The 14,834-nt window shown below is 71.2% G+C and carries 13 protein-coding genes; all 13 read left to right on the top strand.

What is annotated here, in order from left to right; genetic code table 11:
• Nucleotides 1-3 precede the first annotated feature (3 nt).
• The 13 genes from ACR9ZG_RS13740 to ACR9ZG_RS13800 all read left to right on the top strand — a co-directional run bounded on the left by ACR9ZG_RS13740 (nucleotide 4) and on the right by ACR9ZG_RS13800 (nucleotide 14,724).
• Nucleotides 4-1,065: an AAA family ATPase gene (locus ACR9ZG_RS13740; RefSeq protein WP_481285419.1), complete on the top strand. Its 1,062-nt coding sequence runs from the start codon at nucleotides 4-6 to the stop codon at nucleotides 1,063-1,065.
• Nucleotides 1,062-2,447, top strand: a complete 1,386-nt coding sequence (locus tag ACR9ZG_RS13745) for a DUF58 domain-containing protein (RefSeq protein WP_481285410.1) — start codon at nucleotides 1,062-1,064, stop codon at nucleotides 2,445-2,447. Before ACR9ZG_RS13740 ends, ACR9ZG_RS13745 begins: the two co-directional genes overlap by 4 nt.
• The gene (locus ACR9ZG_RS13750; protein WP_481285411.1) at nucleotides 2,444-2,968 is read left to right on the top strand and encodes a hypothetical protein; all 525 of its coding nucleotides are present in this window, start codon (nucleotides 2,444-2,446) and stop codon (nucleotides 2,966-2,968) included. Before ACR9ZG_RS13745 ends, ACR9ZG_RS13750 begins: the two co-directional genes overlap by 4 nt.
• A 223-nt stretch (nucleotides 2,969-3,191) precedes the next feature.
• Nucleotides 3,192-6,089 carry an excinuclease ABC subunit UvrA gene (gene uvrA, locus ACR9ZG_RS13755; protein ID WP_481285420.1) on the top strand — a complete coding sequence of 966 codons (2,898 nt, stop codon included), beginning with the start codon at nucleotides 3,192-3,194 and terminating at the stop codon, nucleotides 6,087-6,089.
• Nucleotides 6,090-6,097: 8 nt separating this feature from the next.
• Nucleotides 6,098-8,107 carry an excinuclease ABC subunit UvrC gene (gene uvrC / locus ACR9ZG_RS13760; protein WP_481285412.1) on the top strand — a complete coding sequence of 670 codons (2,010 nt, stop codon included), beginning with the start codon at nucleotides 6,098-6,100 and terminating at the stop codon, nucleotides 8,105-8,107.
• Between the two features lie 41 nt (nucleotides 8,108-8,148).
• The gene (rapZ, locus tag ACR9ZG_RS13765) at nucleotides 8,149-9,039 is read left to right on the top strand and encodes an RNase adapter RapZ (RefSeq protein WP_481285413.1); all 891 of its coding nucleotides are present in this window, start codon (nucleotides 8,149-8,151) and stop codon (nucleotides 9,037-9,039) included.
• 58 nt (nucleotides 9,040-9,097) lie between these two features.
• The gene (gene whiA / locus ACR9ZG_RS13770) at nucleotides 9,098-10,078 is read left to right on the top strand and encodes a DNA-binding protein WhiA (RefSeq protein ID WP_481285414.1); all 981 of its coding nucleotides are present in this window, start codon (nucleotides 9,098-9,100) and stop codon (nucleotides 10,076-10,078) included.
• 106 nt (nucleotides 10,079-10,184) lie between these two features.
• A complete protein-coding gene (locus ACR9ZG_RS13775) occupies nucleotides 10,185-10,811 on the top strand; it encodes a superoxide dismutase (protein ID WP_481285415.1) in 627 nt (208 codons plus the stop codon).
• Between the two features lie 108 nt (nucleotides 10,812-10,919).
• On the top strand, nucleotides 10,920-11,924 hold the full coding sequence (gap, locus tag ACR9ZG_RS13780; protein ID WP_481285416.1) for a type I glyceraldehyde-3-phosphate dehydrogenase: 1,005 nt from the start codon (nucleotides 10,920-10,922) through the stop codon (nucleotides 11,922-11,924).
• Nucleotides 11,925-11,939: 15 nt separating this feature from the next.
• A complete protein-coding gene (locus ACR9ZG_RS13785) occupies nucleotides 11,940-13,157 on the top strand; it encodes a phosphoglycerate kinase (RefSeq protein WP_481285417.1) in 1,218 nt (405 codons plus the stop codon).
• Complete coding sequence (gene tpiA / locus ACR9ZG_RS13790) at nucleotides 13,145-13,948, top strand: triose-phosphate isomerase (RefSeq protein ID WP_481285418.1); 804 nt, start codon at nucleotides 13,145-13,147, stop codon at nucleotides 13,946-13,948. The genes ACR9ZG_RS13785 and tpiA overlap by 13 nt, the downstream gene beginning before the upstream one ends.
• A 141-nt stretch (nucleotides 13,949-14,089) precedes the next feature.
• On the top strand, nucleotides 14,090-14,335 hold the full coding sequence (gene secG / locus ACR9ZG_RS13795; RefSeq protein ID WP_301208409.1) for a preprotein translocase subunit SecG: 246 nt from the start codon (nucleotides 14,090-14,092) through the stop codon (nucleotides 14,333-14,335).
• 23 nt (nucleotides 14,336-14,358) lie between these two features.
• Nucleotides 14,359-14,724, top strand: a complete 366-nt coding sequence (locus tag ACR9ZG_RS13800) for an RNA polymerase-binding protein RbpA (RefSeq protein ID WP_301208410.1) — start codon at nucleotides 14,359-14,361, stop codon at nucleotides 14,722-14,724.
• Nucleotides 14,725-14,834: the final 110 nt, after the last annotated feature.

The following is a 14,834-nucleotide window of genomic DNA, read 5'->3' on the forward strand; positions in this document are numbered from 1 at the left end:
GCCATGCCCGCTGACCTCCGCCCCACGGACGACACCGCCGGCACCCCGCTTCTGCCGGATGCGCCCGCGCTCTCGGTCGCCGAGGTCGCCCGGCTGGGCGGGCTCGTGCTCGATCGCGTCGGCAGCGTCGTCGTCGGGATGCGGGAGCCGCTGCGCGTCGCGCTCGCGACCCTCCTGGCCGGCGGCCATGTGCTCTTCGAGGACGTGCCCGGTCTCGGCAAGACCCTCGCCGCGCGCAGCATCGCCGCCGCGGTCGGGCTCGACTTCCGGCGGCTGCAGTGCACGCCCGACCTGCTGCCGTCCGACATCACCGGGTCGTTCGTCTACGTGCTGGCGGAGGCCGACTTCGAGTTCCGTCCCGGCCCGGTCTTCACCGGGCTGTTCCTCGCCGACGAGATCAACCGCACCTCGCCCAAGACGCAGTCGGCGCTGCTGGAGGCGATGGCCGAGGGACAGGTGTCGGTGGAGGGGCGCAGCTTCGCCCTCCCGCGCCCCTTCCATGTCGTCGCGACGGCCAACCCGATCGAGTCGGAGGGCACGTACGCGCTGCCGGAGGCGCAGCTGGACCGGTTCATGGTGCGGCTGAGCGTCGGCTATCCCGATGTCGAGGGGGAGTCGCGCATCCTGCTGGCCCGCGTCGCCCGCCGGCACGAGGTGGCCACGGTCGAGCCGGTGACCGACGCCGCGACCCTGCTCGCGATGCAGGCCGGGGTGGAGGCGGTCGACGTCGACCCGGACATCGCCGCGTACTGCGTGAACCTGGCGGCGGGCACGCGGCGGCACCGGTCGGTGGAGGTCGGCGCGTCGCCGCGCGGATCGCAGGGGCTGCTCCTGGTCGCCCGGGCGCTGGCGGTCCTGGACGGCCGCGACTTCGTCATCCCCGACGACGTGAAGCAGGTGGCCGTCCCGGTGCTCGCCCACCGCCTGACGCTGACGGTGCAGGCGTGGACGAGCGGGGTCACGGCCGAGCAGGTCGTCGCCGAGGTGGTCAACACGGTCGCCGGGCCGCCCGCCGTCGGCGTGCGCGAACGCCGATCGGCCGCCGCATCGGAGGCGCCCCGGTGACCGACCGGTCGCGCGTCGCCTCCCGCGGCCCGTGGACGCTGAGCCCCGCGATCGCCGGAGCGGTCGTGGTCGGCCTGATCTGCCTGATCGCGGCGTTCGTGCTCTCCCGGCTGGAGCCCGCCCTCGTCGGTGCGCCGCTCCTCCTCGCCGCGGCTCTCGGCTGGGACCGCCGGCCCACCGCGTCAGCCCTCGGCACCGCAGACGACGCAACCGGCGGCACGCCCGGCAAGACGTCCTCCGACACCACCTCCACCACCCCCGCCGACACCGTCGACGTGGAGGTGCGGGTCGAGGCCGACGACGGGCGGACGGCCGCCACCGGCGCGGTCGCCGTGCGGGGCTCGGCGCGAACGAGCGTCCGGGCCGACGCGCTCCAGGTGCGCGTCGAGCCGGCCGACCGCCCCGCCGTCGACGCGCTGCTGACCCCGCGCGCGGCCGGGCGCCTGACGGTGGAGGTCTCTGCCATCCACTCGGGCCCGCAACGCCTGCTCGGGCTGGCCGCGCGGGTGATCGGCGCCGACGCGACGTGGGCCGGTGCACCGGGAGGACCGGCGTGGCTCGAGCGGGTGGTGCGGCCTCCGCTGACGCGGGTGCGCAGTCTGCCGCTGCCCACGCGGTTGCTGGGGCTCACCGGACAGCACGTCTCCAGCAGGCCGGGTGACGGCGGGGAGTTCCGCGACATCGACCGGTTCCGGCCGGGGGACCGGCTGCGCCGCATCGACTGGCGGGCGACGGCGCGGGCGGGCCAGGAGGGCGACCTGTTCGTGCGGCGCACGACCGCGACGTCCGACGCGGCCGTGCAGCTTGTCCTCGACGCCAGGGACGACGTCACCGCGTTGGTCGCCGACTGGCCGCGCGCGCATCCTCGGCCGGCGGTCTCATCGCTCGACCTCGCCAGGGAGGCGGCCGGCGCTCTGGCCCGCGCCTACAGCGCCGCGGGCGACCGGGTCGGCTTCGACGACGCGACCGCGCCCTCCCGCGTCGTCCCGCCCCGCGCCGGAGCCCGGCATCGGGAGCGCGTGCTGAGGGCGGTCGAGCGGACGCGCGCGACCGGTCTGCCGTCCGACCGGGTGCGTCCGCCGCGGCTCGCACCGGGCGCGCTGGTGTATCTGCTGTCGACCTTCCTCGACGACCAGCCGGTGGACCTCGCCCTCACCTGGCGCGCCTCCGGTCACCGGGTGATCGCGGTCGACGTGCTCCCGGCCCGGGATGCGCACGAGCTGACGGGCCGCGAGCGCCTGGCCCTGCGCGCGGTCGAGGTCGAGCGGAGGCTGCGCCTGGAGCAGCTCGCCGCCTCCGGGGCCGAGCTGGTCGCCTGGGCGGATCCCGCCGAGCGCGCCGCGCGGCTGCGGCGGCTGGCCGCGCCGGGCAGGCGGCGATGAGCGGCCTGACCGGGACGCGGCCGCCGGAGCTCGGCGTCCGCACGGTCCCCGGCTGGACGCTGCGCGTCCTCTTCGTCGCCGTCGCGCTCGGCCTCGCGCTGATCGGGGTGCCCGACCGCCCGTGGACCGCGATCGCCGCCGCCCTCGCCGGCGTCTCCGTCGCGATCCCGCGGTGGATGACGGCGTGGGTCCTGATCGGCATGCTCGCGTTCTCGTCGCTGCTGGTGGGTGGCGGCCTCTCGGTGCGGGTGCTCGCACTCGTCGCCGGCCTGCACGCGCTGCATCTGATGGCCGCGTGGATGCTCGTGGTGCCGGCGACGTCCCGCCTCCAGCCCGCGGTGCTGCTGCCGACCCTCCGCCGCTTCGCGCTCATCCAGCTCCCGGTGCAGGCGGTCGCGGTGGTGCTCCTGCTGCTCGACCGGTCGGCGCCGCTGCCGCAGCTCGCGATGGTCTCCGGCGCGATGATGATCGGCCTGGTCGCCGTGCTCGCCGCCCCGCTGCTGCGCCGCCCGCCCCGCTGAGCGCGGTGCGCGCGAGGCCGAGGAACCGGATGTCGGTGGTCGGTTCTAGACTCGCGCCGGAGGCGCTGTCACGCGCAGCCGACCATCAGCCGGGGTCCGATAGGATCGAACATTGTTTCGAGCTGCGCGGTGCGCGGTGGGCGAACACACGCCGGGGGACGACGGGGAATAGCGGAGAATGGAACGAGTGAGCAGCAATCGCCAAATGACCACCAGCGGTCAGATGTCCAGCGGTCTGGGGAACACGTCGTCCGTGGCCGGCGCGCATCTGAGCGTGCGCGGCGCACGCGTCCACAACCTCCACAACGTCGACCTCGAGATCCCGCGCGACTCGCTCGTCGTCTTCACCGGGCTCTCGGGCTCCGGCAAGTCGTCGCTCGCGTTCGACACGATCTTCGCGGAGGGCCAGCGCCGGTACGTCGAGTCGCTCTCGGCCTACGCGCGGCAGTTCCTGGGCCAGGTGGACCGTCCCGACGTCGACTTCATCGAGGGCCTGAGCCCGGCCGTCTCCATCGACCAGAAGTCGACGAACCGCAACCCGCGCTCGACCGTCGGCACGATCACCGAGATCTACGACTACATGCGCCTGCTCTGGGCGCGCATCGGCGTTCCGCACTGCCCGGTGTGCGGTGAGCGCATCCAGCGCCAGACGGTGCAGCAGATCGCCGACCAGCTGATGGAGCTGGAGGCCGGCACCCGGTACATGGTCGTCAGCCCGGTGATCTCGCAGAAGAAGGGCGAGTTCGTCGACCTCTTCAAGGAGCTCGCGGCGAGCGGGTACTCGCGCGCCCTGGTGGACGGCGAGCAGATCCAGCTCTCCGAGCCGCCGACGCTCAAGAAGCAGTACAAGCACGACATCTCGGTGGTCGTCGACCGTCTGGTCGCCGGTCCCGACATCCTCACCCGGCTCACGGACTCGCTCGAGACCGCCCTTCGCCTGACGGACGGCATCGTCCAGGTCAACTACGTCGACCGCGAGGGTCCGGAGGCGTGGCAGTCGTTCAGCGAGAAGCTCGCCTGCCCGAACGGCCACCCCATCCAGCTGACCGAGATCGAGCCGCGCACCTTCTCGTTCAACGCCCCGTTCGGCGCCTGCCCCGAGTGCTCCGGCCTCGGCACGCGCATGGCGGTCGACGAGGATCTCCTCCTCGGCGACGACACCGCCAGCATCGCCGAGGGCGTCATCGTCCCCTGGACCACGCAGGGCAAGGGCCTGTTCCAGTACTACGAGAAACTGCTCGACGGCCTCGCCCGCGACCTCAAGTTCTCGTTGAAGACCCCGTGGAACAAGCTGCCGGCGAACGTCCGCGACGCCGTCCTCCACGGCGACAACTTCGAGGTCAAGGTGCGGTGGAAGAACCGCTACGGCCGCGAGATGAGCTACACGTCCGGCTTCGAGGGCGTGGTGCCGTATATCGAGCGCCAGTACCTGCAGGCCGAGACCGACACGCAGCGCGCCCGCTGGGCCGAGTACCTGCGCGAGGTGCCGTGCCCGGTCTGCAAGGGCAAGCGGCTCAAGCCCGAGGTGCTCTCGGTGCTCGTGCACGGCAAGAGCATCGCCGACGCCTCGCTGCTCAGCCTGAGCGACGCCCGATCGTTCATGGAGAAGCTGCACCTCACCGAGCGCGAGGCGCGCATCGGCGCCCAGGTGCTCCGCGAGATCAAGGTGCGCCTCGACTTCCTCATCCAGGTCGGCCTGAGCTATCTCGACCTCGCCCGCGCGGCCGCGACGCTGTCCGGCGGCGAGGCGCAGCGCATCCGGCTGGCGACGCAGATCGGCTCCGGCCTGACCGGCGTGCTGTACGTGCTCGACGAGCCGAGCATCGGCCTCCACCAGCGCGACAACCGGCGGCTCATCGACACGCTGGTCGCCCTGCGCGACCTCGGCAACACGCTGATCGTCGTGGAGCACGACGAGGACACCATCCGCACCGCCGACTGGATCGTCGACATCGGCCCCGGCGCCGGCGTCAACGGCGGCCACGTGGTGCACTCCGGCTCGTACGACGAGCTGCTCGAGAACACCGACTCGCTGACCGGCGACTACCTGGCCGGCCGCCGCGAGATCGCCATCCCCGAGAAGCGCCGCCCGATCGACAAGAAGCGCATGATCCGGGTCGTCGACGCGGAGGCCAACAACCTCAAGAAGGTGACGGTCGACTTCCCGCTCGGCACCTTCGTCGCGGTCACCGGCGTCTCCGGCTCCGGCAAGTCCTCGCTGGTCAACGACATCCTGTACCGGGTACTCGCCAACAAGCTCAACGGCGCCCGCAAGCTGCCGGGCAAGCACCGCACGGTCACCGGCCTCGAGAACCTCGACAAGGTCGTGCACGTCGACCAGGCGCCGATCGGCCGCACCCCGCGGTCGAACCCGGCGACCTACACCGGCGTCTTCGACCGCATCCGGAACCTGTTCGCGGAGACGCCGGAGGCGAAGACCCGCGGCTACCTGCCGGGCCGGTTCAGCTTCAACGTCAAGGGCGGGCGCTGCGAGGCGTGCTCGGGCGACGGCACGATCAAGATCGAGATGAACTTCCTGCCCGACGTCTACGTCGCGTGCGAGGTCTGCGGGGGAGCGCGGTACAACCGCGACACCCTGGCCGTGCACTACAAGGGCAAGAACATCGCCGAGGTGCTCGACATGCCGATCAGCGAGGCGGCCGAGTTCTTCAAGCCGATCTCGGCCATCCACCGCTATCTGCAGACGCTGGTCGACGTCGGCCTCGGCTACGTGCGGCTCGGCCAGAGCGCCACGACGCTGTCGGGCGGCGAGGCGCAGCGCGTCAAGCTCGCGACCGAGCTGCAGCGCCGCACCAACGGCCGCAGCGTCTACGTGCTCGACGAGCCGACCACCGGCCTCCACTTCGAGGATGTGCGCAAGCTCCTCCTGGTGCTCAACGGGCTGCTCGACAAGGGCAACACGGTGATCGTCATCGAGCACAACCTCGACGTGATCAAGTCGGCCGACTGGATCATCGACATGGGCCCCGAGGGCGGCGCCGGCGGCGGGACGGTCATCGCGACCGGGACGCCGGAGAAGGTGGCCGACACCCCGGGCAGCCACACGGGCTACTTCCTGAAGGAGATCCTCCAGGGGGAGAGCGCCCGGGGCGCAGCCTGAGGGGCGCCGTGGCCGACACCGTCAGCTACCGGCCCAAGGCCGGTGAGATCCCCACGCAGCCGGGCGTCTACCGCTTCCGCGACAAGAACCGGCGCGTGCTCTACGTGGGCAAGGCGAAGAACCTGCGCGCGCGGCTGAGCAACTACTTCCAGCCGCTGCGCAGCCTCCACGAGCGCACGCGCCGCATGGTCACCACGGCCTCCTCGGTCGAGTGGACCGTCGTGGCCAGCGAGTTCGAGGCGCTGCAGCTCGAGTACACCTGGATCAAGGAGTTCAACCCGCCGTTCAACGTCAAGTTCCGGGACGACAAGACGTACCCGTACCTGGCGGTCACGATGGGCGACACCATCCCGCGCGTCATGATCACGCGCAACCGCGACATCAAGGACGCCCGCTACTTCGGTCCGTATACCAAGGTGTGGGCGATCCGCGAGACGGTCGACCTGATGCTGAAGGCCTTCCCGGTCCGCAGCTGCTCCGACGGCGTGTACAAGCGGGCCGAGCAGACCGGGCGACCGTGCCTCCTCGGCGACATCGGCAAGTGCGCAGCGCCCTGCGTCGGCCGGGTCACGCCGCAGGAGCACCGCGGCCTGGCCGACGACTTCGTCTCGTTCATGGCCGGCAACGACACCACCTACATCCGCGATCTGACGCAGCGGATGCAGGAGGCGGCCAGCGTCTTCGACTACGAGGCCGCCGCCCGGCACCGCGACGCGATCCAGGCGCTCGAGGGCGCGATGGGCAAGAGCGCGGTCGTCCTCACCGAGAACGTGGACGCCGACGTGTTCGGCATCGCGCACGACGAGCTCGCCGCCGCGGTGCAGCAGTTCATCGTCCGCGGCGGCCGCGTCCGCGGTGTCCGCAGCTGGGTGGTCGACAAGGAGCTCGACGTCGAGCTCGGCGACCTCGTGGAGACCGTGGTGCAGAACGCGTACGAGGGCCCGGACGCGCCTCCGCGCGAGATCCTCGTCCCCGAGCTGCCGGAGGACGCCGCCGAGCTGGAGCAGTGGCTCACCGACCGCCGCCGCGAGGTCGGCGACCCCGGTGCTCCGCGCGGCCGGCTCGCCGGCCGGGTCGAGCTGCGCGTCGCCCAGCGCGGCGACAAGGCCGCGCTCGCGCAGACCGTCGCGATGAACGCGAAGAACGCGCTCGTGCTCTACAAGACCCGGCGCAGCTCCGACTTCGTCACCCGGTCGAAGGCGCTCAACGACATCCAGGACGCCCTCGGGATGGCGGAGGCCCCGCTGCGGATGGAGTGCTTCGACGTCTCGCACCTCAGCGGCACGAACATCGTCGCCTCGATGGTCGTCTTCGAGGACGGCCTGCCGCGCAAGGACCAGTACCGCCGGTTCAGCATCCCCGAGTCGACCGACGACACCGAGTCGATCTACCAGGTGATCTCGCGCAGGCTCGCGTACCTCCGCGACCAGCCGGAGGCCGCCGCCGGCGACGCGGACGTGGACGCCGACGCCGCGCCCGGGGGGTTCGGTCCCGACGCGACCGATTCCTCCGGCGACGACCCCGCGATCGACGTCGACGCCGAGCTGGCCGAGTCGGCCGCCGAGAAGCGGCGCCGCAAGTTCGCCTACCCGCCGCAGCTGCTGATCGTCGACGGCGGGCAGCCGCAGGTCGCCGCCGCCCAGCGGGCGCTGGAGGAGTCGGGCGTGCAGGGCATCCAGCTCGCCGGCATCGCCAAGCGGCTGGAGGAGATCTGGCTGCCCGACTCGGACTTCCCGGTCATCCTGCCGCGCAACAGCGACGCGCTGTTCCTCATCCAGCGCCTCCGCGACGAGGCGCACCGGTTCGCGATCACGTACCAGCGCGCCCGCCGCAAGCGCGACATCACGAGCGTACTGGGCGAGATCCCCGGCCTGGGGCCGTCGCGCGTGAAGGAGCTGCTCAAGCACTTCGGCTCGGTCGCGCAGCTGCGCCAGGCGACGCCCGAGCAGATCGCGGAGGTGCGCGGGGTGGGTCCGACCCTCGCCGCGGCCGTCCATGAGCGACTCGCCAGTCGGTAGGCTGGAGGGACCACCAGGCGACCCCCGAGGAGCACCCAGTCATGACCGACGACAGCGAGCGCGCCGGCACGGAACAGCAGGAAGTGCTCATCGTCACCGGCATGTCCGGTGCGGGCCGCTCGACGGTCGCGAACGCGCTGGAGGACCTCGACTGGTACGTGGTCGACAACCTCCCGCCGCAGATGCTGCGCCCGCTGATCGAGCTGGCGAACCGCGCCGAGTCCGGGCTGCCGCGCATCGCCGCGGTCGTCGATGTGCGCGGCCGCAACTTCTTCGCCGACCTGCGCGAGATGATCCAGAGCCTGCGCGAGGGCACGCAGGTGCGCGTGCTGTTCCTGGAGGCGTCCGACGCGGTGCTCGTGCGCCGGTTCGAGCAGGTGCGCCGGCCGCACCCGCTGCAGGGCAACGGCACCATCCTCGACGGCATCACGGCGGAGCGTGCGCGACTGCGCGAGATCCGGGAGGCGAGCGACATCATCGTCGACACCTCCGACCTCAACATCCACCAGCTGGCCACGAACATCACCGAGACGTTCGCCTCGGAGGGCACCGCCGACGTCCAGCTCACGGTCATGAGCTTCGGCTTCAAGTACGGCCTCCCGCCGGACGCCGACCTCGTCGCCGACGCGCGCTTCCTCCCGAACCCGTTCTGGAACCCCGAGCTGCGCCCGCACACCGGCCTCGACGAGGTCGTCCGCGACTACGTGCTTGAGCAGAACGGCGCCGAGGAGTTCATCGCCGGCTACCTCACGGCGCTGCGCCCGATCTTCCGCGGCTACCAGCGCGAGAACAAGCGGCACGCCACGATCGCGATAGGCTGCACCGGGGGAAAGCACCGGTCCGTCGCGATAGCCGAAGAGCTCGCGGCCCGGTTGCGCAGCTTCCCCGGACTGGCGGTGAACACCAAGCACCGCGACCTGGGCCGTGAATGATGCCAGCCCACCGTTTCACGGCGACCACCCTCCGCCGTTCCCACAGATAGGACATCGATTGGCTCTCACCGCCGACGTCAAGGACGAGCTCACCCGCGTGGAGGTCGGCAAGACCACCGTGCGGGCGGCCGAGCTCGCGACGATCCTCCGCTTCTCCGGCGGGCTCCACCTGATCGGCGGACGCATCGCCGTCGAGAGCGAGCTGGACACCCCGGAGCTCGCCCGCCGCGTCCGCAAAGACCTGGCCGAGCTGTACGGCGTGCGCAGCGAGGTGTCGGTGATCTCGGCGTCCGGCATCCGGCGCACCAACCAGTACCTCGTGCGGGTGCTGGAGGGCGGGGAGACCCTGGCCAGGCAGACCGGGCTCCTCGACGCCCGCCGCCGGCCGATCCGCGGCCTCCCGAACCGGCTCACCACCGGCTCCCGCGAGGAGCTGGCCGCCGTGTGGCGCGGGGCATTCCTCGCGCACGGCTCGCTGACCGATCCGGGCCGCTCCGCCGCCCTCGAGATCACCTGCCCGGGCAACGAGGCCGCGATGGCGCTCGTCGGCGCCGCCGGCCGGCTCGGCATCCCCGCCAAGGCCCGCGAGGTGCGGGGCGTGCACCGCGTCGTCATCCGCGACGGCGAGGCGATCAGCGCCATGCTCGTGCAGATGGGGGCGGCGCAGACCGTCGCCAACTGGGAGGAGCTGCGCCAGCGCCGGGAGGTGCGGGCCACCGCGAACCGCCTGGTCAACTTCGACGACGCCAACCTCCGCCGGTCCGCCCAGGCAGCCGTCGCCGCGTGCGCCCGCGTGGAGCGCGCGCTCGAGATCCTCGGCGACGACGTGCCGGAGCACCTGCGCTACGCGGGCGACCTGCGCCTCGCGCACCGCGACGCCAGCCTCGACGAGCTCGGCCACCACGCCGACCCGCCGATGACCAAGGACGCCGTCGCCGGCCGCATCCGCCGCCTCCTCGCGATGGCGGACAAGCGCGCCACCGACCTCGGCATCCCCGGCACGGAGGCGAACCTCCCGGCCGATCTCGACGAGGTGTAACGTCCGGGAAGCAAGCCCCCTCCGGCCGCGTTGCCCGTCACTAGACTGAAGAAGTCGCTCCCGGCGGGAGTCGTTCGCGCCGGGACCCATTAGAGGAGATGAGTTAATGGCTGACTACACGCTGGCTGACCTTCCGTACGACTACTCGGCGCTCGAGCCGAACATCAGCGGTCGGATCATGGAGCTGCACCACGACAAGCACCACAAGGCGTACGTGGACGGCGCCAACACCGCGCTCGTGAAGCTCGCCGAGGCGCGCGACGCGGACGACCTCGCCAACGTCAACAAGCTGCAGAAGGACCTCGCGTTCAACCTCGCGGGTCACGTGAACCACACCGTGTTCTGGAACAACCTCTCCCCGGACGGCGGCGACAAGCCGACCGGCGAGCTCGCGGCGGCGATCGACGAGTTCTTCGGCTCGTTCGACAAGTTCCGCGCCCACTTCACCGCCTCGGCGCTGGGCATCCAGGGCTCCGGCTGGTCGATCCTCGCCTGGGACTCGCTGGGCCAGAAGCTCATCATCGAGCAGCTCTACGACCACCAGGGCAACCTCGCCGCGGCCACCGTCCCGCTGCTCCTGCTCGACATGTGGGAGCACGCCTTCTACCTCGACTACGTCAACGTGAAGGCCGACTACGTCAAGGCATTCTGGAACATCACCAACTGGGCAGACGTCCAGGACCGCTTCCTGAAGGCGCGTGAGAAGACCTCGGGCCTGCTGCTACTGTCGTAACCAGGAGCGGCGTCCCGGGAGGGACCCCTCCCGGGACGCCGCCGTCCGGTGATCCACCACCCACCCATACAGCGCCATCGGCGCCCCATCACGCAACTGGAGACATCTGTGTCCGTCAAGATCGGAATCAACGGGTTCGGTCGCATTGGTCGCAACTACCTGCGGGCGGCCCTCGCCAAGGGCAGCGACCTCGAGGTCGTCGCGGTGAACGACCTCACCGACAACAAGACCCTCGCCCACCTGCTCAAGTACGACTCCATCACGGGCCGCCTCGACGCCACGGTGGAGCTCGACGGCGACAACATCGTCGTCGGCGGCAAGCCGATCAAGGTCCTCGCAGAGCGCGACCCCGCCAACCTCGGCTGGGGCGACCTGGGCGTCGACATCGTCATCGAGTCGACCGGGCGCTTCACCAAGGCCGCCGACGCGCGCAAGCACATCGAGGCCGGCGCCAAGAAGGTCCTCATCTCCGCCCCGGCGACCGACGAGGACGCCACCTTCGTGATGGGCGTCAACGAGCACCTGTACGACCCGGAGAACCACCACATCATCTCCAACGCGTCGTGCACCACGAACTGCCTCGCGCCGCTCGCCAAGGTCTTCAACGACGAGTTCGGCATCGAGCGCGGCCTGATGACCACGGTCCACGCGTACACCGCCGACCAGAACCTCCAGGACGGTCCGCACAGCGACCTGCGCCGTGCCCGCGCCGCGGCGATCAACATCGTCCCGACCTCGACCGGCGCCGCCAAGGCGATCGGCCTGGTCCTCCCGGAGCTCAAGGGCAAGCTCGACGGCTTCGCGCTCCGCGTGCCTGTGCCCACCGGCTCGATCACCGACCTGACCGTCACGGCCTCGCGCCCGGTCACCGTCGACGAGATCAAGGCCGCCTACAAGGCCGCCGCCGAGGGCCCGCTGAAGGGCATCCTCAAGTACACCGAGGACGAGATCGTCTCCAGCGACATCGTCTCCGACCCGCACTCCTCGATCTTCGACTCGGGTCTGCTGCGCGTCATCGGCGACCAGGTGAAGCTCTCGAGCTGGTACGACAACGAGTGGGGCTACTCCAACCGTCTCGTCGACCTGACCGAGTACGTCGCCGAGCGTCTCTGACGGGCGGGAACCGACGTGACGCTCCGCACTCTCGACTCACTCGGTTCGCTCGCCGGAAAGCGCGTCGTCGTCCGCTGTGATCTCAACGTCCCCCTGAAGGACGGCGCGATCACGGACGACGGCCGTGTGCGGGCGTCGATTCCCACCCTGAACGCCCTGATCAACCAGGGCGCGAAGGTCGTCGTCATCTCGCACCTGGGCCGCCCGGAGGGCGCCCCCGATGCGAAGTACAGCCTGGCGCCGGTGGCCCAGCGGCTCTCGGAGCTGCTGGGCAAGCCGGTCACCTTCGCCCGCGACACCGTGGGCGGGGGAGCGGAGGAGGCCGTCGCCGGTCTCGGCGACGGCGACGTCGCCCTGCTCGAGAACCTGCGGTTCAACCCGGGCGAGACCAGCAAGGACGAGGGCGAGCGCGAGGCCTTCGCGGCCAAGCTCGCCGCGTTCGGCGACGCGTTCGTGTCCGACGGCTTCGGCGTCGTCCACCGCAAGCAGGCCAGCGTGTACGAGCTCGCGAAGGCGCTTCCGAGCGCCGCGGGCACCCTGATCGCGACCGAGCTCGACGTGCTCGACCGGCTCACCGAGAACCCCGAGCGGCCGTACGCGGTCGTGCTCGGCGGTTCGAAGGTGTCCGACAAGCTCGGCGTGATCGGGCACCTGCTCCCGCGCGTCGACTCGCTGCTCATCGGCGGCGGGATGCTGTTCACCTTCCTCGCGGCGCTGGGCCACAAGGTCGGCTCCAGCCTCCTCGAGGCGGACCAGATCGACACCGTGAAGGGCTACCTGGCGAAGGCCGAGGAGCTCGGCGTCGAGATCGTCCTGCCCCGCGATGTGGTCGTGGCCTCGACGTTCGGCGCCGACGCGGAGCACGTGGTGCGTCCGATCGACGCCATCGAGGACACCGACTGGGGAGCCTCCGGTCTGGGGCTCGACATCGGACCCGAGACCGGCGAGCTGTTCGCGGAGTACATCCGCGCCGCGCGCACGGTGTTCTGGAACGGCCCGATGGGCGTGTTCGAGCTGGCCCCGTTCGCGGCCGGCACCAAGGCCGTCGCGCAGGCGCTCACCGAGGTCGACGGCCTCGGCGTCGTCGGCGGCGGCGACTCGGCCGCCGCGGTCCGCGCGCTCGGCTTCTCGGACGATCAGTTCGGTCACATCTCGACGGGTGGCGGAGCGAGCCTCGAGTTCCTCGAGGGCAAGCGCCTCCCGGGTCTGGAGGTCCTCGGATGGCAGCAGTGAGCCCCTCGGTGCGGCGCGTGCCGCTCATCGCCGGCAACTGGAAGATGAACCTGGACCACCTCCAGGCCATCGCGACGGTGCAGAAGCTCGCCTGGACGTTGAAGGACGCCGGCCACGACTTCAGCGCCGTCGAGGTGGCGGTGTTCCCGCCGTTCACCGACCTGCGCAGCGTGCAGACGCTCGTGTCGGCCGACAAGCTCCCGATCGCCTTCGGCGGGCAGGACGTCTCCGAGCACGAGTCAGGCGCCTACACCGGCGAGATCTCCGCCGCGTTCCTGCAGGCGCTCGAGACGCGCTACGTCATCATCGGCCACTCCGAGCGGCGCACGCTGCACGGCGAGACCGACGAGCAGGTCGCGGCGAAGGTCGCGGCGTCGCTCAAGCACGACATCGCCCCGATCATCTGCGTGGGCGAGACCGCCGAGGACCTCGAGACGCACGGCGCCAGCGCGGTGCCCGTCGCCCAGCTGAAGGCCGCACTCGCGCAGGTCGGCTCCGCGGCCGACTTCGTGGTCGCGTACGAGCCCGTGTGGGCGATCGGCTCCGGCCAGGCGGCGACGCCCGAGCAGGCGGAGCAGGTCGCGGCTGCGCTGCGGTCGACGATCGCCGAGCTGCTCGGCGACGACGTCGCGGCGAAGACCCGCATCCTCTACGGCGGCTCGGTCAAGTCCGGCAACATCGCGAGCTTCATGCGCGAGCCGAACGTCGACGGCGCGCTCGTCGGCGGCGCGAGCCTCGACGTCGCCGAGTTCGCGGCGATCATCCGCTACCAGAAGCACGTCGGCCTCTGATTCCGGCCCCGGACCGGCGTAAGAACCGGTCCGGGGACACGGCGGTCGACCGATCGGTCCGTCCGCAACGGCCCGGGCCGGTTATACTGGACGTTGGTTTGCCCGGCCGAGCCGGTCGGGGCGCATTGCGAAAGGTAACTCGTGCAGATTCTCCAGGTCGTCCTGCAGGTGCTGCTGGGCATCACCAGCCTCCTGCTGACGCTCCTCATCCTGTTGCACAAGGGTCGCGGTGGCGGCCTGTCCGACATGTTCGGCGGCGGTGTCACCTCCAACCTCGGCGCGTCCGGGGTGGCGGAGCGCAACCTCAACCGGATCACGGTCGTGCTCGGACTGGTGTGGATCGTCTGCATCGTCGTCCTCGGGCTCATCACCAAGTTCAGCGCCTGACCGGCGCACCAGCAAGGAGAAGCATGGCATCCGGAGGAAGTGCAATCCGAGGTTCGCGCGTCGGTGCGGGCCCGATGGGCGAGCAGGACCGCGGTTTCCACGCGGACCGCATCGCCATCTCGTACTGGGACGCGCTCGGCAACGAGACCGTCCGCTACTTCGCGGCGAACCTCCCGGAGGAGGAGATCCCCGAGGTCATCGACTCGCCGTCGACGGGTCTGCCGGCCGGCCGCGACAAGGAGAACCCGCCGTCGGTTGCCAAGACCGAGCCCTACAAGACGCACCTCGCCTACGTGAAGGAGCGTCGCTCGGAGGAGGAGGCGGAGCAGCTGCTCGAGGACGCCCTCAACCAGCTCCGCGCCCGCCGCGGCCGCCCCACCAGCAACTAGGCGCACACCGCTTCACACGAAGAGCCCCCGCCGGGGGGGGGCCGCGGGGGGGGGGGGGGGGGGGGGGGGCCGGGGGGGGGGGGCGGGGGGGGGGGTGGGGGGGGGGGGGG

The sequence above is a fragment of the Leifsonia sp. KNZ12-8B genome (assembly GCF_056755495.1).